Genomic DNA, 23,907 nt, shown 5'->3' with positions numbered 1-23,907 from the left:
AATGAAAATAAACCGCACAATATTATTTTGGGGTTATGTTTTTTTCCTTGCCTTTGTATGTTATATTTTTCCAATTCCTTTATTAAAATATACTGTGGGATTTCCCATATTTGTATTTGTAAATCCTGTAGATGTTGGTTTTATTTTCACGATAATTTTATTTGTAATTAATTGTTTTATACAATTTCTGGTTATTACATTTGGTTATGAATTAATTCGCGATGGATTTAAACTTAAAACAGGAATTGATTAGTGGCTCTATCAAAAATGTATTTTTGCCACGAAGACACAAAGACACTAAGCATTCACTAAGTTTTTCTTTGTGAAACCTTTGTGTCTTCGTGCCTTCGTGGCCTAATTCATGAACCTCAATGAAAAGCAATGTTAAGAGGAAAACTGTATTTTTCAATCAAGATGAATAAACCCCTAAAAAATTTATTACTCTTTATTTTAATCGCAGGCATCATCGAATTCTTCGGTATTTATTTGATTGTGCTATTAACCTACAACGAAGAAGGCGACTATAGTGAACATGCAAAATGGCTGTTTTCTTTAATGGAAATATTTAGCTTTGTTTTATTTTTCCCTTTATCATTTATCGAACATATATTTAGTTTGGCTGGCCATGAGATCCGCTATAGTTCCAGTAATAAAGGAACAATTTTCTTTTTTGGTATTTACTTTATTAATCTGATAGTTCAATTTTTTATGCTGCACGGGATTAAAATTTTATGGAAACGTATTCGTCTGAACAGAAAATAAACAATTCACACATTAATTTGTTAATTCCTAAATTTTGAACTTTTTATGGAACAAATTTCATCGCTATACCATTATTAAACCCATTACCTTCACATGATGAAAATTGGAATAGTTTGTTACCCAACCTACGGAGGAAGCGGGGTTGTAGCCACAGAACTTGGGAAAGCCTTGGCAGATAAGGGCTACAAAGTGCATTTTATCACCTATAAACAACCTTTTCGCCTGGATTCTTTCCACGAGAACATTTTTTTTCATGAAGTGAACTTCAGCAATTATCCCCTTTTTGAATATCCGCCATATGAAACTGCACTTGCCAGCAAAATAGTGGATGTGGCTCTTTTTGAGAAATTGGACCTGCTTCACGTGCATTATGCCATTCCGCATGCAAGTGCTGCTTATATCGCAAAACAAATTCTGAAGGAAAAAAATTATCATCTTCCATTCATCACAACTTTACATGGAACTGATATTACTTTAGTGGGCAAGGATGAAACATTTATTCCGGTTGTTACATTTTCTATTAACCAAAGTGATGGTATTACCTCAGTATCTCAAAGTTTGAAAGATGATACTTATACAAATTTTGATATTGTAAAAGATATTGAAGTAATTCCCAATTTTATAGATTTCAGCAGATTTAAAAAACTCGACAAAGAACATTTCCGACAGGTAATTGCAAAAAACGGAGAGAAAATAATTGTACACACTTCCAATTTCAGAAAAGTAAAAAGAGTTGAAGATGTTGTACAGGTTTTTTGCAGAATTAAAGAACAAATTCCTGCAAAATTATTATTGATTGGCGACGGGCCCGAAAGACAAAACGTAGAAAAATTAACACGCCAGGTTTGTATGGAGGATGATGTTTATTTTCTTGGCAAACAAGAAGCTGTAGAAGAGTTATTGGCAATTGCAGATCTCTTTATTCTCCCTTCAGAAACAGAAAGTTTCGGTTTAGCAGCATTGGAAGCAATGGCTTGCGAAGTGCCGGTTATCTCCACAAACACCGGCGGTATTCCGGAAATTAATATTCAAGGTGTTACCGGTTATTTAAGTAATGTTGGCGATGTGGAAGATATGGCAAAAAACGCAATGCTTATTTTAAAGGATGAAGAAACACTTAAACAATTCAAAAAAAATGCAATAATGCAGGCGAATAAGTTTTCGCTGGAAAATATACTTCCTCAGTATGAAGCGTATTACAAAAAAGTGCTGGCGCAGGGGGGGAATAGGAAGTAGGAAATAGGATATAGGACACATGACATAGGACTTGACATAGGACAGTGGAAATTGACATAGGACTCAAGGGTGTATCAGGTAGCGGATATCATGTATCAGGAAAACAAACGGTGGAAAAACAAAGTTTCGGGAAAAAAAGTGAGGCTCTCGCTCTTAGCGAGGGTCTCACTAACGGACTTCAACAAAAATTTCGCAAGAAATTTGAACTCCTTACTCCTCTCTCCTCTCTCCTTTCTCCTATTTAGTATCAAGTATCAGGAAAACAAACGGTGGAAAAACAAAGTTTCGGGAAAAAAAGTGAGGCTCTCGCTCTTAGCTAGGGTCTCACTAACGGACTTCAACAAAAATTTCGCAAGAAATTTAAACTCCTTTCTCCTTTCTCCTTTCTGCTTTTTAGGTATCATGATAACAAAAGGTGGAATTAATGATACACTAGACACCCCGGACTCACGACTCAGGATTCACGATTCACGACATGTTCCCTAAAAATTTCCGAACTTTGCACTTCTAAAACAAAAAATATGACCATATTCGATCAGGTAAATGAAGATATCAAAACTGCCATGAAAAATCGTGAAGAAGGCAGATTGCGTGCTTTGAGGGGAGTTAAATCTGCTTTATTGCTCGCTAAAACAGAGAAAGGTGCCGATGATACTTTAAGCGACGAAAAAGAAATGCAGGTTTTGCAGAAATTGTTAAAACAACGCAAAGAAAGTTTTGATATCTATACACAACAAAACAGACCTGAACTTGCAGAAGTGGAAGCAGAAGAAATTGCAGTGATAGAAAAATTTCTTCCCGCACAAATGAGTGAGGATGAATTACGCGCAATTCTGAATACTATAATTGCTACCATGGGCGCAACAGGTCCTCAGGATATGGGAAAAGTGATGGGTGCCGCAACAAAACAACTTGCCGGAAAAGCAGATGGAAAAGCCGTTTCCGCAATGGTGAAAGCAATGTTGAGCGGAGATTAATTTTATTTTCGCAAAATAATTTTTTTGCTCGAACAGTTTATTTATTCTACGTGGTATTAGATATTGTATTTGCAATTGTTTTACTGCTCGCCTTTATTCACGGATATAGGAAGGGATTAATTCACTCTATTGTGTCACTGCTCGCACTTGTGATCGGTATTATGGCTGCAGTATATCTGAGTGAATTAACTGCAATTTATATCGATAAATGGTTTAATATTTCCTCTAAATACCTTCCGCTTATTTCTTTTATGCTGGTATTTATTGGTATATATCTTTTATTTAGATTATTGGAAAAATTATTGGAGGGATTTTTCAAATTACTGAAATTAAATTTTATCAATCAGCTAGCAGGTGCAATTATTTGGAGCGTGATATGGACCATGCTTTTTTCTACCATTTTATTTTATGGTAATAATGCAGGATTATTAACTTCAGAATTAAAAACAGAATCTATTGTTTACGAAAAAGTGGAACCCTTTGCTCCTAAAACTATTGAAACGATCGGAAAAGTAATTCCTCCCGTAAAAAATATCTTTAATTCTCTCCAACAATGGTTTGAAGATCTGGAAACTTCTAAACCAAAAGGCATTGCAGAATGATACTGCTGCTCGATAATTATGATTCCTTCACCTATAATCTCTACGATTATTTATCTCAACTTGGCGCAGAAGTACTTGTAAAAAGGAATGATGAAATTACTGTGGAGGAAATTAAATTATTATCCCCCCAAGCCATTGTAATTTCTCCGGGACCAAAAACACCGGACGATGCCGGAATTACGCTGGAAACAATTAATTACTTCCATGAAACACTCCCAATTCTAGGCATTTGCCTGGGTTATCAGGCTTTAGGGCAATTTTTTGGCGCTAAACTGATACACTCAGCGCTTCCCTTTCACGGCAAAACTTCTAAAATTTATTTGGAAAACGACCCCATCTTCTCTGAAATTCCGACAGAAACGGAGGTTATGCGCTATCATTCGCTAAATATTGACAATATTCCCGCCTCCTTAAAAATAATTGCTTCCACTGTTATCGGGAATGAACCAATGGCGCTAAAACACAGTGAATTACCACTGTATGGGCTGCAATTCCACCCTGAATCCATACTAACAACTGCAGGATTTAGTATGCTTCGCAACTGGTTCAATACCCTTAATTCCTGATTTCTGAAATCAAAACGTATTAAACAATCCAAAATTCATATTTTTGTGATTCACTGATGGGTATGGACCACACGATAACGGAAGAAAACGGATTTAAATATGTTGAAGAAGGCGAAGGCGATGTGCTGATGCTTTTACATGGTTTATTCGGGGCGCTGAGTAATTTTTTCGATATAATAGAACACTTTAAAGCCACCCACAAGGTGGTGATACCAATACTTCCATTGTATGATCTGCCGCTGGAAGAGTCTACTGTAGGCGGTTTTGTTGATTATGTGGAACGTTTTGTCGCATGGAAAAAATACGATAAGGTAATTGTAATGGGAAATTCGTTGGGCGGACATATTGCCCTCATTTACGCATTACGCAATCCGGAAAAAATTAAAGGCGTGGTGCTTACAGGAAGTTCAGGATTGTTTGAAAGCGCCATGGGCGACAGTTATCCGAAACGCGGAGACTACGAATACATCAAGAAAAAGGCAGAACTTACCTTCCACAACCCTGCTTTTGCAACTAAAGAGCTGGTTGATGAGTTATTTGATATAGTGAACGACAGAAATAAGGTATTAAGAGTGCTCACAACAGCAAAAAGTGCTATAAGACAAAATCTTGCGGAAGAAGTTTCTAAAATTACGGCACCAACCTTGCTGGTATGGGGGAATAACGATACCATCACGCCTCCTTTTGTTGGAGAAGAATTTCATAAGCTGATACCGAATTCAAAATTATTATTCATTGATGAATGTGGACACGCACCCATGATGGAACAACCGGAGGAATTTAATCGTTATTTGAGCGAATTCCTCGACGAAATAAAATAAAGTGCTTGCAAAAGATATCATATCCGAAAATGTTCCTCCTCTTAAAATAAAGGATACAGGAGATAAGGCGATAGAATGGATGTATGAATTTAAACTCACACACCTTCCCCTTGTTGAGAATAAAAAATATATGGGTTTAGTTAGTGAGGATGATATTCTCGATTTTAATAATACCCACGAACAACTCGGAAAATTTCTTAAGAATTTATATAAACCTTTTGTAAAGGATACGGAGCATATTTACGAAGTGTTGCGTGTTGCTGCAGGATTAAAATCTTCTATAATTCCCGTAGTTGACAGTAAACAAAATTATCTTGGATTAATTACCTTACAAAGTTTATTATTCAATTTCGCAAAAATGACCGCCATAAGTGAACCCGGCGGAGTTATTATTTTGGAATTAAATAATAAAACAGATTATGTGCTGAGCGATATTGCAAGAATTGTGGAAAGCAACGGTGCACATATTTTAAGTTTGTATTTTAATGTGGATTCCGATACCGGGAAACACGCGGTAACATTGAAAGTGGACAGCACCGAAATAAAACATATCGTAGCTACCTTTGATCGATATGAATATGCGGTGAAAGCATTTTTTCAGGAATCTGACATGGGCGAAATTATTAAGGATCGCTACGATTCATTGATGAATTATCTCAATATTTAATTTTTATCATGACCATTGCAATTTACGGACGATTAATTAAAAAAGATGCACTTCCCTACGTGCAACAATTATTCGATCTGTTATCCGATCGCAATATCAGATATTTTATTCATAAAGATTATTTTCCGCACCTCATTAATAATATCACCTTCAAAAAACCTCCTGAATTTTTTACGGAAAAAGATCAGGATATTATTAAAATTATAGATTATATTTTTTCTGTTGGTGGTGATGGTACTTTATTGGATACCATTACAATTGTGAGAGACACGCATATTCCAATCGTTGGAATTAATATCGGAAGATTAGGATTTTTAGCAAGCATAGGTAAAGATGAAATTGCATCTTGTATCGATGCACTCGAACAAGGGACAATATCGCGCGATGAACGAACACTAATTCATCTCGATTCTAATATTCCGGGATTGTTTAAAGGAAATAACTTCGCACTCAACGAATTTACTATCCATAAAAAAGATAGTTCGGCAATGATCACCATTCATACTTATATCAATGGTGAATTTTTAATGAGTTATTGGGCTGACGGATTAATTATTTCCACTCCAACAGGATCCACAGGTTATTCTTTGAGTTGTGGTGGTCCAATTATATTTCCATCTTCCGAAAATTTTGTAATCACACCGGTTGCACCGCACAATTTAAATATTCGTCCCATAATAGTATCCGACGCCTCCGTAATCAGTTTCGAAATTGAAGGAAGAAGCGAACATTTTTTGGTGACCCTCGACTCCCGTTTTGAAACCGTTGACGCAACAGTGCAGCTTGCCGTGCGCAAAGAAAATTTTACCGTTATCTTAATACGCCCAAATGAGCAGAATTTTCTCGATACGTTGAGAAATAAATTGGGATTGGGTGTGGATCAAAGGAATTAGCTGGTGAATGTGGAGAGGTGAGTAGTGAGTTTGTATCATTGAAAGATTTTTCCTTGGATTTAACTCTTTGGAACAGTCGCAGTCTCAGTAACAGTTGTCAGTTTTTATCATTGGAAGATTTTCCTTCGAGTTTAATTATTTTCAACCCATTTTAAATATCAAATAACAATCAAAAAATAAAAAATATCAATCGGATGACAGCCCTGAAGGTTTTCCTTCGAAATATAACTTGTAGATAATATCGAATAAAGAACAAAGAATAAAGAACATTAATCGGATTGACACCCGAAAGTATTTCCTCTGTCCAGAACCCCGAACTCAGAACTCAGAACCCCGAACTCAGAACCCCGAACTCAGAACCCAGAACTTTGTATTTTTATCCAATGAAATATCTGACAATTCTGCCATTAATAATTTCATTTAATTTATTTTCTCAAATCCCCACGGATGCATTGGTAGCGTTTTATCCTTTTAATAATAATACGTTAGATTCTTCAGGGTTAAGTAATGATGCAATTGCGGGTGGATGCTCTTTCGCTGAAGATAGGTTTGGAAATGAAAATGCAGCGCTATTATTAAATGGAATTTCTGATTCCTTAATAATTCCAATTGATGATTTTACTCCCTTAACAGGAGATTTTACTTTTAGTTTTTGGTTGAAAACAAGTTCACCTGAAACTATGAATATATTCTCCATCAAAGAAGCAGCACATGATACTATTAACAATTTTGAAATTCAATTAAATGGAAATAGTATTTTACAAACTATTCCCGAATTATATTATGCATCATTTATTTATTGGAATGGTTCCGGTTGGGTGGATAATCGTCTTGCAGAAGGTGGTCCCGGACAATATCACAACGGACAATGGCATCATTTTGTAGTGAAACGCAATTCCGACACCATACAATTCTGGCATGATCGTGTTTTATATCATGAAACCTATTATTGGGGAACTATTGGTGATGCAATTGATCTTGTTGTTGGATCTTTACCACACAGATTTAATGGAACAATTGATGATATTGCCATTTACGATAAAGGATTGAACCAATCGGAGATACACGCACTTTTTCATGATCACAAACCTTTTCATTTTGTGAGTCCGAGGTCAACGGATGCATATATTCAAAATGATACGGCATACGTTTTTTGGTATTATAACGAAAATGTTGTGAGTGATTCTGTTTTATTGGAATATCAATTAAATAGCGATGGCATTTGGTTGTTGTCTGATCAAAATCAATTAACGGAATGGACACCCTATTATTTCCCGCTTCCATATACACCCGGAACAACGATTGAATTGAGAATTACCGATAAATTAAATCCGGAATATTCAGGTTACGTTGGTAAATTTATTATCAGCGAATATCAATGGGAAAATGTTTCTCCGGAATTGCCTTTCACAGCACGCGATGGAAGTGGACTTTTAAATTTTAAAGATAAAATGTGGCTCATCGGTGGATGGGATCCTCCGTATCACGAGGAAAATAATTATACCTGCAGCGAAATTTATAGTTCTACCGACGGTGCAAATTTTACTTTCGAAACAGAAGCTCCATGGTTAGGTCGGCATGTAAGCGGTTGGTTGGTGCATGATAATTTTATGTGGGTGATAGGAGGTGATCCTCAGTCAGGGGCATTAAGTGACATTTGGAAAAGTGCGGATGGAATTAATTGGATCAAAGTATTGGATAGTATACCAGGCTTTGATCCTCCTCGAACCATGCACATGGTAGCGAGTTTAAATGGAAATATTTTAAATTATGGTGGGCAACCATTTACAGGTGTGTTTTATAATTTAAATCAGGTGTGGCAAAGTGCTGATGGTGAAAGCTGGACACAATTACCCGATGCTCCATGGAATCCTCGTGGTATGGTTGGAAATTCTTGTGTGGATGATGAAGGTTTTTTGTGGTTGATGGGAGGGGGAAGATTAAATGACCGCAGATATTTTAATGATGTTTGGAAAACAAATAATGGAATTGATTGGCAACTCATAAATCCCGCCGCGCCATGGGGACCCAGATATTGGCACAATGTTGCATATTTCGACAATAAAATTTGGGTTGTTTGCGGCATCGAAAATCAAACCGACGATGACGAAACCTGGTATTCAGAAAATGGAATTGATTGGCATGAATTAAAAAATCCGCCTTATGTTGGTCGTCATGCGGGTGCTGTAACTGTTTATAATAATGCATTGTGGATGATGACAGGAATTGTTACCAATGATAGTTGGAAATTAACCAATGTAACAGCAACATCCATCAATGATCCGCTTCCGGAAACAGCATCTAAAATATTATTTCCAAATCCCGCGACAAATAAAATTTATTCCAAAGTAAATATTCGATCAGCAACAATTTATTCTGTAAATGGAGTTTCTGTTCCAATTAAATTTGATGAAAATACAATTAATATAGAAAATTTAATTCCTGGAATTTATTTGGTTTCTATTATAACACGAAATGGAGAATTGGCAAATGAAATTATTGTCATCCAATAAATGGTTAGAGGTGAATAGTGAGCGGTGAGTTTCGTAACATTGGATACTTTTCCTCCGTAATAAACACTTTCAACCCTATACCTAGCTGCAGTAACAGTCGCTGTAAACAATTTTGAAACCCTCGAGATTTTCCCTCCATCCTGAACCTAGTAACCCTGAAAACCTTGTCAACCCTGCAAACCCTGCCAACTAATTTTTAATATCCAATAACAATCAAAAAATAAAAAATATCAATCGGATCACAGCCCGGGAGTTTTTCCTCGGTATTAAAATCTCAAAATAATATCGAATAAAGAACAAAGAATAAAGACCCCGTCAGTGGCCGGGCAGGCATTAATCGGATCGACTACACGGAAGTTTTTCCTCCGTATTAAAATCTCAAAATAATATCGAATAATGAACAAAGAATAAAGAACATTAATCGGAACACCACCCGGAAGTTTTTCCTCCGAATCAAACCCCCCTTCAACTCCTTGAACCCTTTCAACCAGACTTCATCAAAGGTTCAGGCAACCCGTGATTCCCCTCCGTCTCGAACCCAGAACCCTGAACTCAGAACCCAGAACACCGAACTCAGAACCCTGAAAACCTTGTCAACCCTGCAAACCCTCACCTAAGTTTGAGTCACAAACATTTCAGGTGTCAAAACTTTAATAGTTGCTTTTTTAAAGTCTTTTATATTTCGAGTAATTAGCAAGGTTAAATTATTTTCAATTGCACAAGAATATTGAATAGCATCCTCGAAGTCATTAAAATTTGAGGCTATTGCCAGGTCAATTGTTTTGTTGTCAACAGGTAGCACATTGACTAACGTTTTAAACTTTGCAATTATTTGTCTCGAATGTGTAGTTGAATATTGTGAGCGCAATACATAATCTATATTGGCAAAGGAGAGTGAAGAAACGTAAATTTTAATTTTACCTTTATCTGCAAGTGAAAATATTACTTCAGCAGTTTTATTAAATGGTTTTCGTCCAGATAATAGATCAATACAAACATCAGTATCAACAAATACCTTCATCATATTATTTAGAGTATTTGTTTAGGAGATGTTTTTTATACTCTTTTTTATGATCGTAGTTTTTTGGCAAATTAACCACACCAGATAAACTTTTAACAAAGGGTGTTACCTCTTGGTTGTCACTTGGGTCAACTAATAATCCAAGGTAACTTTCAATGAGTTTTGAAAGACTGGTATTTTTATTTTTAGCATAGATCTTTGCCTGTTCAATAATTTCTTCGTCTAGCTTTAAGGTTAATTTAGTGTCCATGAATTATTTAGTTATACGTGCAAAATTATATATTTTATACGTATTGGCAAAATTTTGGTTCACAGTTAAGAAGGAAGTTTTACATCGAATTGATCAATGATGAATATCCAATAACAATCAAAAAATAAAAAATATTAATCGGATCGACATCCGAAAGTATTTCCTCCGCATGGAACCCGGATGAATATCCAATAACAATCAAAAAATAAAAAACATTAATCGGTTCGACATCCCGGGAGTATTCCCTCCGCATGGAACACGGAGGAATATCCAATAACAATCAAAAAATAAAAAACATTAATCGGAACCTCACCCTGAAGTTTATCCTTCGAATTGAACAATGAAAATAATATCGAACCTGCCGGCAGTCGCCAGGCAGGTAAAGAACAAAGAATAAAGAACCCGTCAGGGGCCGGGCAGGCATTAATCGGATTGTCACCCGGGAGTATTTCCTCCGCATGGAACCCGGATGAATATCCAATAACAATCAAAAAATAAAAAATATCAATCGGATCCTCAACCGGAAGTTTATCCTTCGAATTGAACAATGAAAATAATATCGAATAAAGAACAAAGAATAAAGAACATTAATCGGATTGACACCCGAAAGTATTTCCTCCGTCCAGAACCCAGAACTCAGAACTCAGAACCCCGAACCCAGAACCGAAACATGTAGTGATCGACGCAGGAGATCTACTACATGTCAGAACTCAGAATATCACAACCCAAACAATAATCCCCCATTTTTTCCCGTTAAGCCTTCATTTCCGTAACTTTGCGACCCTTTAATGTTGGATCTTCGTTTATATTCATTCGTTTTCATTACTGCTATACTATTGTGTTGCTCGAAAAGTAATGCCCAGGAAGCTGAGATAGGGCTGTGGGGAGGAGTTACAAATTCATTTGGAGACATTAATAATACCCTGGAAAGTATGCAATACATAAAACCCGGAGCAGGAGTGTTCTTTCGGTATAATCCGAATCCGAGAATTGGGTATTATATTGGTGTAAGTGGCGGACAATCAGTTGGTTACGATTCAATTTCCAACAACGTGTACAATCTTCGCCGCAATCTGAGTTTCCGAACAAATGTTTATGATCTCACCACCCGGATAGATTTTAACTTTTTTCCGCTGGAACGCGAAAAACCAAAAAATTGGTTCACACCATACATTTTTATGGGACTTTCGCTCTACTATTTCAATCCTCAGGCAATGATAGACTCCCAATGGGTTGATCTTCAGCCACTTGGAACAGAAGGACAACAATTTCCGGAACTTACCGGTAACGAAAAATATAAAAGAGTGCAAGTGGCAATTCCAATGGGTGGCGGATTTAAATTCGCAATAAATAAAAATGTAACCTTCGGAATTGAAGCCAACTGGCACTGGTTATTTACCGATTATTTTGATGATGTGAGTAAAACCTATGTCGACCCATCCATTCTTGCAACAGGCGCTGATGGAACATTGGCGGTAGCTCTGGCCGATAGATCCACCGAAGTTGACCTACTTCCATTGGGTGAACCGGGAAAACAAAGAGGGGATAGTCAGCATTATGACAAATATCTGTACACCGGAATTTTCCTCTCATATACCTTTGTTGAATTAAAATGTGCGCCTCCGGGGAAGTGGGGTAATAAATAACCCACCTCCTTTTGATAAATTTGCACCCTGATGAATATCGCTCAACCAGACCTTACTAATATCCCAAAACATATTGCCATCATTATGGATGGGAATGGGCGTTGGGCAAAACAAAATAGTAAGGCGAGAATTTACGGTCATCATGCAGGGGTGGAAGCAGTTAGAAAAGTAGTGGAAGCATGCACGGAGTATGGAGTTGAATACCTTACACTTTATGCATTCAGCACCGAAAACTGGAATCGACCGGAAGCAGAAGTAAACGCCTTGATGGAACTTTTAGTGCGAACCATCCGCAAAGAAACTCCCGAACTCAGTAAAAATAATGTTCGTATCGGTATGATAGGAGATGGTCATTCTCTCCCCGTTGCATGTATAAACGAACTAGAGGAAGCAAAAAAACTTACTGAAAACAATACCGGCTTAAATCTTATCCTGGCATTAAGCTATAGCGGAAGGTGGGAATTAACCGATGCCATGCAGAAAATTGCAGCAAAAGTGCAATCCGGAATGATACACGCTGAGGATATTGACGAGAATACCATCAGTCAGCACCTCAATACTGCCGATATTCCCGACCCCGAATTTTTAATTAGAACCAGCGGAGAATTACGCCTTAGTAACTTTTTGCTATGGCAAACCGCCTATACAGAATATTACTTTACAGAAACCCTATGGCCCGATTTTGATAAGAACGAGTTCAATAAAGCATTGCTCGATTATCAGAAGCGGGAACGCCGATTTGGAAAAACAACAGATCAAATAAAACTATGATGAACCTTACATTGCGAGTTATATTATTGTGTGGATGGATGACAATTTTTTCACTGGGATTGCAAGCCCAAAATTTTGGTGTAGATTCCAATGTCATAGATTATTCAACACCGAAAAAATATACTATTGCGGCAACTCCCGTTATTGAGGGATTGGTTTCCAGCAATATAGATCAAAATAGTTTGATCGTACGTTGCGGATTAACTGCAGGAACTCCGATAAGTGTTCCGGGAGAAGATTTTAGTGTTGCAATAAAAAGTTTGTGGAAGATGCGCCTTTTCTCTCAGGTGGAAATTGTTGTAGATAAAATTTTGGGAGATCAGATATTTCTAAAAATTAAATTAACCGAATTACCTAAAATAAGTCTTTATTCTCCAGCAGGAATTTCAAAATCGGAAAGAGAAGATCTTACGGAAAAATTAGACATCATAGGAGGTGTTACACCTTATGCTGATTTTACAAGAATAGGAATTCAAAATACTGTTCTTGACTATTATGCCGAAAAGGGATTTTTAAATGCAACGGTAGATGTTTATGCAAAACCCGATACATCAAGATACAATAGTGTGATCGTTTTTATTGATATTGTAAAAGGAGCAAAAGTAAAAATTGATAAAATTGTTTTGAAGGGAAATACGGAAGTATCCGACCGCAAGTTGCTCAAACAAATGAAGGATACCAGAATGCGCACACAGGTGGATGTATTTTATAATGATCCGGAAGATCCTATCACTAAAAAAGATTTTGGTCCAAAGGGAATTGTAAATATTTTATCCTCCATCAGTTATGAAAATGTTTTGGATTTTGTTACCCAGCGCGCACAAATACGTATTTTTAATTCGTCGAAATACGATGCTGCAAAAGAAAAAATTGATCGCCAGAATATTATTACCTATTACAACACCATGGGTTATCGCGATGCAAAGATCACCTTGGATTCTGTTTATAAAACATCCACAAGAACTCTATCTCTCGCCTATACAATAGATGAAGGTGAACAATATTATTTCAGAAATATTATCTGGAAAGGAAATACAAAATACGCCTCCACAAAATTGGATTCTATTTTACGAATTAATAAAGGAGATGTGTATGATCAAACCTTATTAAATCAGCGTATATCTTTCGATCTTACACAATTGGATATCACCTCACTTTATATGGACGACGGTTATTTATTTTTCCGTATCACTCCGGTTGAAATTTGGGCGGAAGATGATTCCATTGATATTGAGATAAGAATTTTTGAAGGGCCGCAGGCTATTATCGACAAAATAATTATTCGCGGAAATACAAAAACAAGTGAACATGTAATACGACGTGAATTAAGAACTTTACCAGGCCAAAAATTTAATCGTTCACTTGTAATTCGTTCTCAACGTGAAATTATTGCACTTGGATTATTTGATGCAGAACAAATTGGTGTAAATCCAATTCCACATCCGGAATCCGGAACAGTGGATATTGAATATACCGTTGTAGAAAAACCATCCGATCAATTGGAATTGTCTGCAGGATATGGAGGACAAGGTTATGGAATTTTAGCTAGTGTGGGAATTGTACTTAATAACTGGAGTACCGATCAAATGTTTAAAAGAGACGGATGGAAACCTGTTCCTACGGGACAGGGACAAAAATTATCGTTTCGTATCAATACAACAGGAAGATTATATCAGGCATTTAATATTGGATTTGTAGAACCTTGGTTCGGAGGTAAAAAACCAAATTCACTTTCGGTAAGTTTAACTCGTACGCAATTAGGATATAATGTTTCAGGTACCGATTATAATGATCTTGAAGGGGTATTTATTGCAAACGGAGCATCTCTGGGATATGGTATTCGTTTAAAATGGCCGGATGATTATTTTACTTTATTGAGTTCCATTAATTATTATAATTATCATCTGGAAGATTATCCGTATTTCATTGCAACAAACGGCGATTATAATAACTTCAGCTTTAAAGAAACACTTGCAAGAAATTCGGTGGATGATCCTCAATTTCCAAGATCAGGTTCTAATATTTCCTTGTCGCTGCAATTTACACCACCATATTCTGCATTCAACAATAAAGATTATACCGATGCAAGTGTGGAAAGTAAATATAAATTCATAGAGTATTATAAATGGAGATTCAATGCCGATTATTATACTCCTTTAGTTGGAAAATTTGTGTTGCGCACAGCGATTAAATTTGGTTGGCTTGGATATTATAACAGCGATGTTGGAATTCCTCCTTTTGAAAGATTCCAATTAGGTGGTGATGGTTTATCCGGTGGATATACAAATACTTTTGTGGGAACAGATATTATTTCGCTTCGCGGATATGAGGTATTTAATCAGCCGAACAGCTCTTCTGCAAGAACGGAATCCATATTTAATAAATACACCCTTGAGGTTCGTTATCCTATCACCAAAAGCCAGTCAGCAACAATTTATGCAATGGCTTTTGCAGAGGGCGGAAACCTTTATCCCGATCTTGCAGCATTTAATCCGCTTGATCTGAAACGCACAGTGGGTATAGGTGTGCGGGCTTGGTTGCCTATGTTCGGATTGCTGGGTGTAGATTATGGCATACGCTTTGACGATCTGGTTCCCGGAGATTTACAACCGGCCACAGGATTTTTCGATTATATCACCAAAAACGGAAAATTCACGGTCATTTTAGGATTTGAACCGGAATAAATAACTTTAAAAAACCGATGATGAAAAAAAGTTTAATTATTGCAATGGTAATTATTGCAACAGCTCTTACAGCAGATGCACAACGTTTTGCTTACGTTAACACCGATTATATTCTGAAAAATATTCCGGAATATAAAGCTGCACAAGATCAGATCGACAAGATCACCACCGAATGGCGTGCAGAGGTAGATAAAAAACAAAAAGAAATTGACGACCTCTACCGCAATTTTCAGAATGAACAATATTTACTTACCGAAGAACAGAAAAAAACCAAGGTAGGTGAAATTGAAGCCAAAGAAAAAGCGATAAAAGATTATCAGAAAACAAAATTCGGATATGAAGGGGAGTTGTTTCAAAAACGTCAGGAATTAGTTAAACCAATTCAGGATAAGGTTTACGAAGCAATTGAAAAATATGCAAAGGAACGTGGATTCGATTTTATTTTCGATAAATCCAGCAGCACAACTTTATTATACGCAAATGCTGAAAACGACAAAAGCGACGATATCATTAAAAAGCTTGGATATACTCCGCAGAAATAGTAGGTAGTATATAGTATTTAGTATATAGATATATCCTGCTGGAAGTTATTATTGTTCAAGTTTAATTATATCACAAAGGTTGAAGACTAACGAATATTTCCAAGTCTACTGATCTAACTACTAACTACTATATACTAGATACTATTGTAGATTCATAAGTTTACTAATCTAACTACTATATACTAACTACTAAATACTAAACTATCAGCCACAATGAAAAATAAAATTATAATCCTTATCGCATTGGTATGTTTCGGCATTACCTCTTCCCAGGCACAAAAGATCGGTTTTTTAAATACTAATGATCTTCTTATTTTAATGCCGGAAGTAAAAAGAGCAGATTCAGTTTTGGTAAAATATGCCAGTGATATGCAGGAAATTTATTACGGGTATGTTCTTGAATATCAAAAAAAATTGGACGATTACAATAAAAACTCCGCAACCTGGAGTGCCGTAAAAAAAGAATCAGCAGAAAAAGATCTTCAAATTGCACAACAACGCATCAACGATTACGAACAGGAATCCAACGATAAACTTGCAGCAAAAAAAGAAGAACTCTACGGTCCTATTCTCGCCGATGTAAAAGCAAAAATTAAATTAGTAGGAGAAGAAAACAAACTCACCGCCATTCTCGATGGGTCTGCATTATTATATTTTGGTGCGGATGCAGTGGATATTTTGCCGATGATGAAGAAGAAATTGGGGCTGTAGGTAGTGGGCAGTGGCAGTGGGCAGTAAACAGTGGGCAGTGGGCCGGAAACAGTAAACAGTAAACAGTGGGCAGTGGGCAGTTTGTAACATTGGAGATTATGGCTTCGGAATGAGATTATATTAAGCAATTAAACTTTTTTGATAAGGCGCAGTTGTTGAAAATTGATTTAATTGTAGAGACGCAATGCATTGCGTCTCTACAATTAAATCAATTTTCAAACTCAGAACTCAAAACTTGAACTGAACTCAGAACCCAGAACTCAGAACTCAGAACTGAAACATGTAGTGATCGACGCAGGAGATCTACTACATGTCAGAACCCAGAACGCAGAACCCAGAACTCAAAACTCAGAACTGAAACATGTAGTGATCGACGCAGGAGATCTACTACATGTCAGAACTCAGAACAATTTTTTACCTTCGTAAACTATGCAAACAAAATTTCCCATCGGTGTTTTTGATTCCGGGTATGGCGGACTTACGGTTTTAAAGGAATTCGTAAAAGAATTACCGGAATACGATTTTATTTATTTGGGGGATAATGGTCGGGCTCCTTATGGAAATCGGTCGTTTGAAACAGTGTATGAATATACATTGGAATGTGTGCAACATTTATTTGATATGGGTTGCAAATTGGTAATTCTTGCTTGTAATACAGCAAGTGCAAAAGCGTTGAGAACAATTCAACAAATAGACCTTCCATTAATTGATCCAAGCCGTCGCGTATTAGGAGTGATAAGACCAACTTCCGAAATTGCAGGAACATACACTAAAACAAAACATATTGGAATTTTTGCAACAACGGGAACAGTATTATCCGGGTCGTACGTGATGGAAATAAATAAATTTTTTCCTGATGTGCATGTATATCAGGAGGCTTGCCCCATGTGGGTTCCATTAATTGAAAATAATGAACATAATAAAGATTTTGCCGATCCTTTTGTGCAACAACATGTAAATAATTTGCTCGAACATTCTGATGAAATTGATACCATTATTTTAGGATGTACACATTATCCATTATTAATTCCCAAGATCAAAAAATATTTGCCTTCGCATATTCAGGTAATTTCTCAGGGGGAGATAGTTGCAAAAGGATTGGTTGATTATTTAGATCGTCATCCGGAAATAGAAGTAATGTGCAGCAAAAATTCGAAACTTGAATTTTATACCACCGACTCTACCGAAAATTTTGATAAACATGCCGGGGTGTTTTTTGGGAGGGAGGTGAAGTCGAAGTATTTGCATATTTGAAATATCTTTGCGTAGCCGCGGTTTGGTGTTTTTCACCAACCGCAATCGCGTCTTAATATGTTTAACCCCAATTAATTTAACACCTATGCAATCTAATCCCATAAAAACAAAAGAAGAATACAGCCAAGCCCTGGAAAGACTTGAAGTGATTTTTGACTCTAAAAAAGGCACATCTGAAGGGAAAGAATTGGAAATATTGGGAAGATTAATTGAAGAATATGAAAATGTACATTTCCCAATAAATTTTCCTGAAAAAAAATAGATTCAAGTAAGAATATCTGCCCTTAAGTACAATCTTGATATTTTTTCTGTAAGAATATTAAAATTAATTTTTATAATTAATTAGTGACAGAATATAATCCGCCAATATCTACCAGAGAAACTTATGATTTAATTGCTATAGCAAATAGTACAACTTTTGATTGGGAGCAAGATGCAATCGACCAGGCAAAGAATGAACTTTTAAAAAGAGGTGTAACCATTGAGTATCAGAAAGAGATTTTAAGTCAATGGGATGAAATTGTAAACCAATTAGAAATAGCTCATCAAGTACAGTTGGAGAAAAATGCAGAGGAAGGTTATCCCATCATTCAAATGCTGTTAATTGTAATATTAACCCCCATATTAATTTTTAGTAAATTGGATTTAGGCCCTTCCTTATTTAGACTTAGAAAGGAAAATTTCAAAAAGAAATTTAAGCAACGAATTTTATTGCTTCTTGCAGGGATTGCTGTTTGGATCATTATTGCAATACTGGCAGCAAATGAATCTGAAAAACGATATCAAGAGGAAATTGATAATGTAGATATTTCAGCTTGGCAAAAACATTTTTATGGAAAGGACAATATCAACTATAGGGATACAATAACCAAAATCAAAGAATAATAGTACGGTGATTCCTCTATTATGATCAAGTGTAGAAGCAATACTAATTTAGTATTGATATAAATATTTTGTAATTAATGTTGGTAGAATTAAAATACAACATCACAACATTAATTTTACTAAATGTTGTGATGTTGTAATCTTCAATTTTTTATCGTATAAATTTATTTATCTTAATTTCTCCACTCTGCCAACATAAATATCCTCCCCAACAATCATTTTCACCATGTAAATCCCGGTAGGCAAATCAGATATATTTACAGATACAGAATTTTCATTTACTATTTGATTTTCAAGCGCTGAATTTACCTTTTCACCATTCATGTTATACATCTCCAAAAACATTTCCCTTCCACTCAAATTATCCAGCTCAACAATAAAAAATTGATTTGCGGGGTTTGGAAATATTTTGATGGATTGAAAAGCAGGGTTATTAATCCCTGTATTTTGTAAGGTTATTACAACTGTATACTCCGATGTACCACAATCATTCTCAGCAAATAATACCACGTTGTGATCTCCTTCTGATGTATAAGTATGCGTGGGATTTGTTTCGGTGGAACCATCACCATCTCCAAAAAGCCAGAAATATGTTCCTGTACCTGGTGTGGTATTTTCAAAAAACACGGTAAGTCCGGATATAGTGTAAATAAAAGATGCTTCAGGTGCGATTTCTATGGTAACATTTACGGTATCAGAAATTGTGCAGTCTGAAATGGGATCAATTATAGTAACAGAATATATTCCGGAACTTGTAACTGTAATGGTTTGAGAAATATCTCCAGTGCTCCATAAATATTCCATCCCCGGATTTCCTGCATCAAGAATTACAGCATCGCATGCAGTAATATTGTCCTCCAGAATGGAAATTGGTGAAGCATAAGAATTAATGGTCAACTCAAATGTATCGTTGCTGATATCCATATCATCCGGGAGCAGAGTATATATTTCAACAATATATTCCCCCGGAATAGAAAGATCGGCAGTAGTTGTAAAAATATAATCAGCTTCTGAACCGGGAGCAATAGTAATATCTGCAGTTTCCAATACTTCAACACCACCATTAATTGTATAAGCAACGGGAATGGAACTTAGTGTTGTTCCACCATAATTATGAATTGTAATTTTTATTTCCTCCTCATCCGTTTTATTACAGGAAGAAAATAATTCCGGTAAATTAACAGCACCTGCATCATTTGGAATAATAAAACTGCAGTCACTTAAATACACCAGAATATTCTGACGCAGATTCATGTTTTTATCTTCAGGATCAAGTAACTGACTCGGTGCCCAGGCACTCATGATCACTTTGCCAATTCCCCATTGTTTTTCTATCATACATGGAATGTCATTATGTGGTGCACCTATTAAAACTCCGTCAAGATTTTCATGGGCAAGTGTATCGTAATTTTTTCCGTAAATAACTGCATTACTAGCGTAAAATCCACTGAAGGTTGTTCCAACAGGAGTGTAGGGTCCATCATATACAGGATGCGAAATCCCCACTTTCTTTTTAATATCCGTTACCTGATAACTCATCGTAATTTTAGTTCCATCGAAACCATAGTCCACATAAAAATGTTCCCCTTCATATTCCGATCCGCTGCTGTTTAAATATAATTTTCCTCCCGCAGCAACCCAATTTTCCATTAATTGCCGGTTCTCATTTAAAAAAATATCCATGGCAACAATGTGATTATAACTTCCATCTAAAAAAATAAAACAAGATGAATCGGAAAACAATATTTCGGGATCAACGGTCTCAAAATATTCCTGGGTCCAGTTATCTTCTCCAAAAACAGCATTCATACATGTGGTATTAGTGGTATTAAAAAATGGTGTTCCACCAAGTGCCTCTGCACCACCATCTACATTAGAATGTATCAACCATTTTCTAGGTCCATTTACATAATTCAAATTGCAGATATTTATTTCGCGGGTATTATTTAATGCGAATCCATCATCCGGATGTTGCACTTCCAGTATTATGGAATAACAACCCAAAGCAGAAAGATCTGCAGTTTCCGAAAAAATATACAGGTAATTACTGTTGGCAGGAATAATATCGGGAATTATTTCAAGCACAGGAGATGCACCATCAATAGAATAAGAAACATTTACCTCTGAAAGATCTGTATCGGTATGATTGGAAATTTCTATTGTGATGATCTCTTCATTTAATCCAATTGCGGAAAACGGGGACACCAGTTTATTCAAACTCAGATCATTTTCCACTCCACCGGAAATATGAACGGTATAATCTTCCGTATCACCTTGTAAAAATGGCAGGCAAGCGTCATTGGAGTTCATCCAGGGGCCAAAGGGTTCGTGCACGGCCCTGACACGCATTCTGGTTTCTCCGTTGATCACATCTTCAGGAATACTAAATGTGATACTGCCCGATTGCACGCCAGTTAAAACTATGGTGCCGAGTTTTTCAGTTTCCTCAAATTCCATATTCTGATCATAATCTATCCAAACCGAATAATTGTACTGCCACGATTTGTTGTCGAGAAAAATTGTGTAAGTGGATCCGGAGGCAAGTTCGGTGGACATTGCAGTATAATCGCTATAACCGATATCTTCATCAGCAACTCCGTTGCCGGTATTTATGATATCGCCAAGTTCCACTCCGTCGATCACCACATCGAGCATGGGCCACGAATGTTGCGGAATACAATATTGCGCCGAAATGTTGAGTGTGAGAATTTGTAAACAAATAAATAATATCCATGTGGAAGGATGCAGGTAGTTTATTTTATTCATGTTATTTTTTTACTGCAAATATTCTTCTAAGCGAAATTATTAGCGTCCTGAATTATAAAATCAGACACGAAATATATGTTCATGACTTAACTATGACAAAACAACAGTTAGTGCATGTTAAAGCAAGTTAAAATTGAACCGTTTCCGTTTATTATTAATATTTTTAATGAATAAAACCTACATCATGTTACCAGAACCTTCCTTTACCATAGGGTCATTTATATTTCTGATTATTGCAGCGCAGGGTTTATTTCTTGCGGTTCTGCTGGCAGTATACAACAGATCGAACATAACTGCCAACAGAATTATGGCAATATTTGTCGCTGCATTTTCCATGATACTTTGTTATTATGTATTATTCTGGACAGGGTACAGTTGTAATTTTATGTGGACCAAGGGTTGGTGTTCCGCCTTACCGTTTTTGTTGGGACCTTTGATGTATTTATATATTATCATCATAAAAAACGGTGAACTTCCTGTAAAATATAAAAAACATTTTATTCCGTTTGCAGTGCATCTCACCTACATGTTACCCTTTATTTATTGGTTCACTATGGGGCCTGAGGTAATTGCAACCTCGCAACAACCGCTTGATATTTTCCTGCAGCAGCATATTTATCGTCACCTCAGTTTTGTAATTACCGCATTTCAGGTATTTAATGGATTGCAGTTTTTGAGTCTGTTTATTTATAGCTTTTTATTGTTTCGCCTATTATATAAACATAAAAAAGAAAAGAATGGCAGTGAACATCAACAATTGAAATACCGTTGGTATGTTCGCAATATTTCTTTTTATGTATTATTCGCCATTTGTTTCAGCAGTTATTGGATAACACTTTGGCTGGGAATTTTACCCGACGGATTAGATTACGTAGTATCCGGAATGATGTCGCTTTGTATTTATCTTATTGGTTATGGAGCATTCAGGCAACCGATATCTTTATTTGAACAAAAAAATGCCAATACCAGAAAAAAACTGGCACCGGAAAATCTTATAGCTCAAACAGAAAAACTTATTTCCTATCTCGAAAACCATAAACCCTGGCTGGACTCCGAATTAAATTTGAACAAACTCGCAGAGTTATTACAAATGCCTTTACACGAATTATCCTTTTTAATTAATTCCACCCTTCACAAAAATTTTTCCGATCTCCTCCACGAATACCGCATCAAAGAAGCTTGTCGCCTCCTCCTCGAAGATTCCAATTCCGACTCTAAAATTCTCAGCATTGCCTTCGACGTTGGTTATACCAACAAAGCAACCTTTAACGCCGCCTTCAAAAACAAAATGGGAGTATCACCCAGCGCTTATAAAATGCTGGCAAAAGGGGATGGAATGAAAGGGGTTTTGAATTAACGAACCACGTTTCCTAATGTTAGATTATTAACCTTACCCATTTATAACCCCAACGCATTTTTTTACATAAGTATTGGACTTCATCCTGCAAAACAAAATTGCTGAATTTATATCACATAAAAATTCATTTATAAAATTGAGATAAGCGTCATTGATCATTTTTTGATCGTCATAATTTTTCATGATATCCTCAAATGGTTCTTTGGCTTTCCAACCGGTATTAAATAAATTATTGTGATAACTAAATGCTCCACTGTTAATGTCTTCTGAATTTCTTTCAGCATGATATAACTCTAATACCCGTAAGTAGTTTGAATTGGAGTTGGAAAGAACTTTTACTGTCCTATATAAATGCTCCAGATGCACGATCCTAGCGTCCATAAATAATTTTTTAAAATTTCCTGGGCAATAGTTACAGTTCCCGCTTACCATCGCCTCAGTTATGGTATTAAAGATTGCTGGGTATTATTATAGGTGAGTTCTGGTCCTCATTTGTAAACATACAGTATTTAATTCATAAAAACAAATAAAAGTGCAAATATTTAAAGGAAAATATACAATTATCAACCGTCCCATTACTAATAGTTCTTAGAAATTCCCATGCAGTAATTGATTATTGGCTCTTCACAAGCGTTTTAATTTATTTTTTCAAATACGATCAAATAAATTATAAAATTCAGACTTTTTAGAGATTTTCTTTAAATTTTTCATTCGTCAAATACTGAGCGAGTTGAATTTTCAGGGATTTGTTAAAACATAATTCATGTAGGAAATGTAATATTTATATGTTTCTATAATTCAACAATACATTACTATTCTGAGGATTATAATGTACACAAATTTTAATTGAAACACAATAATAGTGTATTCTTTCATTGGCATATGCTTTGATAATTTCTGATCATTAATAATAGCGACAGATCTATTAATTCGTTTACCACTTTCAGAAAAGAACATGCTTGTCATATTTTCAGGCATAAGTA

At 36.0% G+C, this 23,907-nt stretch carries 23 protein-coding genes; 19 read left to right on the top strand and 4 right to left on the bottom strand.

Translation table 11 applies throughout. The features are described 5' to 3' along the window. Nucleotide 1: 1 nt before the first annotated feature. From IPI31_02240 to IPI31_02195, 10 genes are all read left to right on the top strand, one after another. Nucleotides 2–253 carry a hypothetical protein gene (locus IPI31_02240; GenBank protein ID MBK7566621.1) on the top strand — a complete coding sequence of 84 codons (252 nt, stop codon included), beginning with the start codon at nucleotides 2–4 and terminating at the stop codon, nucleotides 251–253. A 161-nt stretch (nucleotides 254–414) separates the two neighbouring features. Next, on the top strand, nucleotides 415–762 hold the full coding sequence (locus IPI31_02235; protein ID MBK7566620.1) for a hypothetical protein: 348 nt from the start codon (nucleotides 415–417) through the stop codon (nucleotides 760–762). A 96-nt stretch (nucleotides 763–858) separates the two neighbouring features. Next, nucleotides 859–1,998, top strand: a complete 1,140-nt coding sequence (bshA, locus tag IPI31_02230) for an N-acetyl-alpha-D-glucosaminyl L-malate synthase BshA (GenBank protein ID MBK7566619.1) — start codon at nucleotides 859–861, stop codon at nucleotides 1,996–1,998. A gap of 521 nt (nucleotides 1,999–2,519) precedes the next feature. Then, nucleotides 2,520–2,975: a GatB/YqeY domain-containing protein gene (locus IPI31_02225; GenBank protein MBK7566618.1), complete on the top strand. Its 456-nt coding sequence runs from the start codon at nucleotides 2,520–2,522 to the stop codon at nucleotides 2,973–2,975. A gap of 50 nt (nucleotides 2,976–3,025) precedes the next feature. Continuing rightward, nucleotides 3,026–3,577: a CvpA family protein gene (locus IPI31_02220; GenBank protein ID MBK7566617.1), complete on the top strand. Its 552-nt coding sequence runs from the start codon at nucleotides 3,026–3,028 to the stop codon at nucleotides 3,575–3,577. Further along, nucleotides 3,574–4,143, top strand: a complete 570-nt coding sequence (locus IPI31_02215; GenBank protein ID MBK7566616.1) for an aminodeoxychorismate/anthranilate synthase component II — start codon at nucleotides 3,574–3,576, stop codon at nucleotides 4,141–4,143. The genes IPI31_02220 and IPI31_02215 overlap by 4 nt, the downstream gene beginning before the upstream one ends. A gap of 62 nt (nucleotides 4,144–4,205) precedes the next feature. Continuing rightward, complete coding sequence (locus tag IPI31_02210; GenBank protein ID MBK7566615.1) at nucleotides 4,206–4,964, top strand: alpha/beta hydrolase; 759 nt, start codon at nucleotides 4,206–4,208, stop codon at nucleotides 4,962–4,964. A gap of 1 nt (nucleotide 4,965) precedes the next feature. Then, the gene (locus IPI31_02205) at nucleotides 4,966–5,631 is read left to right on the top strand and encodes a CBS domain-containing protein (protein ID MBK7566614.1); all 666 of its coding nucleotides are present in this window, start codon (nucleotides 4,966–4,968) and stop codon (nucleotides 5,629–5,631) included. 8 nt (nucleotides 5,632–5,639) lie between these two features. Then, a complete protein-coding gene (locus IPI31_02200; GenBank protein ID MBK7566613.1) occupies nucleotides 5,640–6,524 on the top strand; it encodes an NAD kinase in 885 nt (294 codons plus the stop codon). Between the two features lie 383 nt (nucleotides 6,525–6,907). Then, nucleotides 6,908–9,037, top strand: coding sequence for a T9SS type A sorting domain-containing protein (locus IPI31_02195; protein MBK7566612.1), 2,130 nt, complete (start codon nucleotides 6,908–6,910; stop codon nucleotides 9,035–9,037). A gap of 613 nt (nucleotides 9,038–9,650) precedes the next feature. On the opposite strand, the gene IPI31_02190 is transcribed toward IPI31_02195, so the two are convergent. Both IPI31_02190 and IPI31_02185 read right to left on the bottom strand, forming a co-directional pair. After that, nucleotides 9,651–10,061 carry a PIN domain-containing protein gene (locus IPI31_02190; protein ID MBK7566611.1) on the bottom strand — a complete coding sequence of 137 codons (411 nt, stop codon included), beginning with the start codon at nucleotides 10,059–10,061 and terminating at the stop codon, nucleotides 9,651–9,653. A gap of 1 nt (nucleotide 10,062) precedes the next feature. Further along, nucleotides 10,063–10,308, bottom strand: coding sequence for a hypothetical protein (locus IPI31_02185; GenBank protein ID MBK7566610.1), 246 nt, complete (start codon nucleotides 10,306–10,308; stop codon nucleotides 10,063–10,065). Between the two features lie 788 nt (nucleotides 10,309–11,096). Here IPI31_02185 and IPI31_02180 point away from each other — a divergent pair. From IPI31_02180 to IPI31_02145, 8 genes are all read left to right on the top strand, one after another. Continuing rightward, entirely contained in the window at nucleotides 11,097–11,954 is an 858-nt protein-coding gene (locus tag IPI31_02180) for an outer membrane beta-barrel protein (GenBank protein MBK7566609.1), read from the top strand. A 30-nt stretch (nucleotides 11,955–11,984) separates the two neighbouring features. Continuing rightward, a complete protein-coding gene (locus IPI31_02175; protein MBK7566608.1) occupies nucleotides 11,985–12,725 on the top strand; it encodes an isoprenyl transferase in 741 nt (246 codons plus the stop codon). After that, nucleotides 12,722–15,409, top strand: coding sequence for a BamA/TamA family outer membrane protein (locus tag IPI31_02170; protein MBK7566607.1), 2,688 nt, complete (start codon nucleotides 12,722–12,724; stop codon nucleotides 15,407–15,409). Before IPI31_02175 ends, IPI31_02170 begins: the two co-directional genes overlap by 4 nt. Before the next feature lie 20 nt (nucleotides 15,410–15,429). Then, on the top strand, nucleotides 15,430–15,951 hold the full coding sequence (locus IPI31_02165) for an OmpH family outer membrane protein (GenBank protein ID MBK7566606.1): 522 nt from the start codon (nucleotides 15,430–15,432) through the stop codon (nucleotides 15,949–15,951). 213 nt (nucleotides 15,952–16,164) lie between these two features. Next, nucleotides 16,165–16,662 carry an OmpH family outer membrane protein gene (locus IPI31_02160; GenBank protein ID MBK7566605.1) on the top strand — a complete coding sequence of 166 codons (498 nt, stop codon included), beginning with the start codon at nucleotides 16,165–16,167 and terminating at the stop codon, nucleotides 16,660–16,662. A gap of 429 nt (nucleotides 16,663–17,091) precedes the next feature. Next, complete coding sequence (murI, locus tag IPI31_02155; protein ID MBK7566604.1) at nucleotides 17,092–17,916, top strand: glutamate racemase; 825 nt, start codon at nucleotides 17,092–17,094, stop codon at nucleotides 17,914–17,916. Between the two features lie 85 nt (nucleotides 17,917–18,001). Then, nucleotides 18,002–18,178, top strand: a complete 177-nt coding sequence (locus IPI31_02150; GenBank protein MBK7566603.1) for a transcriptional regulator — start codon at nucleotides 18,002–18,004, stop codon at nucleotides 18,176–18,178. A gap of 83 nt (nucleotides 18,179–18,261) precedes the next feature. Continuing rightward, entirely contained in the window at nucleotides 18,262–18,801 is a 540-nt protein-coding gene (locus IPI31_02145) for a hypothetical protein (GenBank protein MBK7566602.1), read from the top strand. Nucleotides 18,802–18,969: 168 nt separating this feature from the next. Here IPI31_02145 and IPI31_02140 read toward each other — a convergent pair whose 3' ends face one another. Continuing rightward, a complete protein-coding gene (locus tag IPI31_02140; protein ID MBK7566601.1) occupies nucleotides 18,970–21,567 on the bottom strand; it encodes a T9SS type A sorting domain-containing protein in 2,598 nt (865 codons plus the stop codon). A gap of 166 nt (nucleotides 21,568–21,733) precedes the next feature. Between IPI31_02140 and IPI31_02135 the strand changes: the two genes are divergently transcribed. After that, on the top strand, nucleotides 21,734–22,924 hold the full coding sequence (locus tag IPI31_02135) for a helix-turn-helix transcriptional regulator (GenBank protein ID MBK7566600.1): 1,191 nt from the start codon (nucleotides 21,734–21,736) through the stop codon (nucleotides 22,922–22,924). Between the two features lie 33 nt (nucleotides 22,925–22,957). On the opposite strand, the gene IPI31_02130 is transcribed toward IPI31_02135, so the two are convergent. Continuing rightward, the gene (locus IPI31_02130) at nucleotides 22,958–23,305 is read right to left on the bottom strand and encodes a hypothetical protein (protein ID MBK7566599.1); all 348 of its coding nucleotides are present in this window, start codon (nucleotides 23,303–23,305) and stop codon (nucleotides 22,958–22,960) included. Nucleotides 23,306–23,907: the final 602 nt, after the last annotated feature.

This window comes from Bacteroidota bacterium (assembly GCA_016706865.1).
Lineage (GTDB): Bacteria > Bacteroidota > Bacteroidia > Chitinophagales > BACL12 > UBA7236.
The sequence above is the reverse complement of the archived record's forward strand: the minus strand, read 5'-3'. Positions and strand labels throughout refer to the sequence as shown.

Coding starts and splice junctions, on each gene's coding strand:
- IPI31_02240 (MBK7566621.1), top strand. CDS start 2: ATGAAAATAAACCGCACAATATTATTTTGGGGTTATGTTTTTTTCCTT.
- IPI31_02235 (MBK7566620.1), top strand. CDS start 415: ATGAATAAACCCCTAAAAAATTTATTACTCTTTATTTTAATCGCAGGC.
- bshA (MBK7566619.1), top strand. CDS start 859: ATGAAAATTGGAATAGTTTGTTACCCAACCTACGGAGGAAGCGGGGTT.
- IPI31_02225 (MBK7566618.1), top strand. CDS start 2,520: ATGACCATATTCGATCAGGTAAATGAAGATATCAAAACTGCCATGAAA.
- IPI31_02215 (MBK7566616.1), top strand. CDS start 3,574: ATGATACTGCTGCTCGATAATTATGATTCCTTCACCTATAATCTCTAC.
- IPI31_02210 (MBK7566615.1), top strand. CDS start 4,206: ATGGACCACACGATAACGGAAGAAAACGGATTTAAATATGTTGAAGAA.
- IPI31_02200 (MBK7566613.1), top strand. CDS start 5,640: ATGACCATTGCAATTTACGGACGATTAATTAAAAAAGATGCACTTCCC.
- IPI31_02195 (MBK7566612.1), top strand. CDS start 6,908: ATGAAATATCTGACAATTCTGCCATTAATAATTTCATTTAATTTATTT.
- IPI31_02190 (MBK7566611.1), bottom strand. CDS start 10,061: ATGATGAAGGTATTTGTTGATACTGATGTTTGTATTGATCTATTATCT.
- IPI31_02185 (MBK7566610.1), bottom strand. CDS start 10,308: ATGGACACTAAATTAACCTTAAAGCTAGACGAAGAAATTATTGAACAG.
- IPI31_02180 (MBK7566609.1), top strand. CDS start 11,097: ATGTTGGATCTTCGTTTATATTCATTCGTTTTCATTACTGCTATACTA.
- IPI31_02175 (MBK7566608.1), top strand. CDS start 11,985: ATGAATATCGCTCAACCAGACCTTACTAATATCCCAAAACATATTGCC.
- IPI31_02170 (MBK7566607.1), top strand. CDS start 12,722: ATGATGAACCTTACATTGCGAGTTATATTATTGTGTGGATGGATGACA.
- IPI31_02165 (MBK7566606.1), top strand. CDS start 15,430: ATGAAAAAAAGTTTAATTATTGCAATGGTAATTATTGCAACAGCTCTT.
- IPI31_02160 (MBK7566605.1), top strand. CDS start 16,165: ATGAAAAATAAAATTATAATCCTTATCGCATTGGTATGTTTCGGCATT.
- murI (MBK7566604.1), top strand. CDS start 17,092: ATGCAAACAAAATTTCCCATCGGTGTTTTTGATTCCGGGTATGGCGGA.
- IPI31_02150 (MBK7566603.1), top strand. CDS start 18,002: ATGCAATCTAATCCCATAAAAACAAAAGAAGAATACAGCCAAGCCCTG.
- IPI31_02140 (MBK7566601.1), bottom strand. CDS start 21,567: ATGAATAAAATAAACTACCTGCATCCTTCCACATGGATATTATTTATT.
- IPI31_02135 (MBK7566600.1), top strand. CDS start 21,734: ATGAATAAAACCTACATCATGTTACCAGAACCTTCCTTTACCATAGGG.
- IPI31_02130 (MBK7566599.1), bottom strand. CDS start 23,305: ATGGACGCTAGGATCGTGCATCTGGAGCATTTATATAGGACAGTAAAA.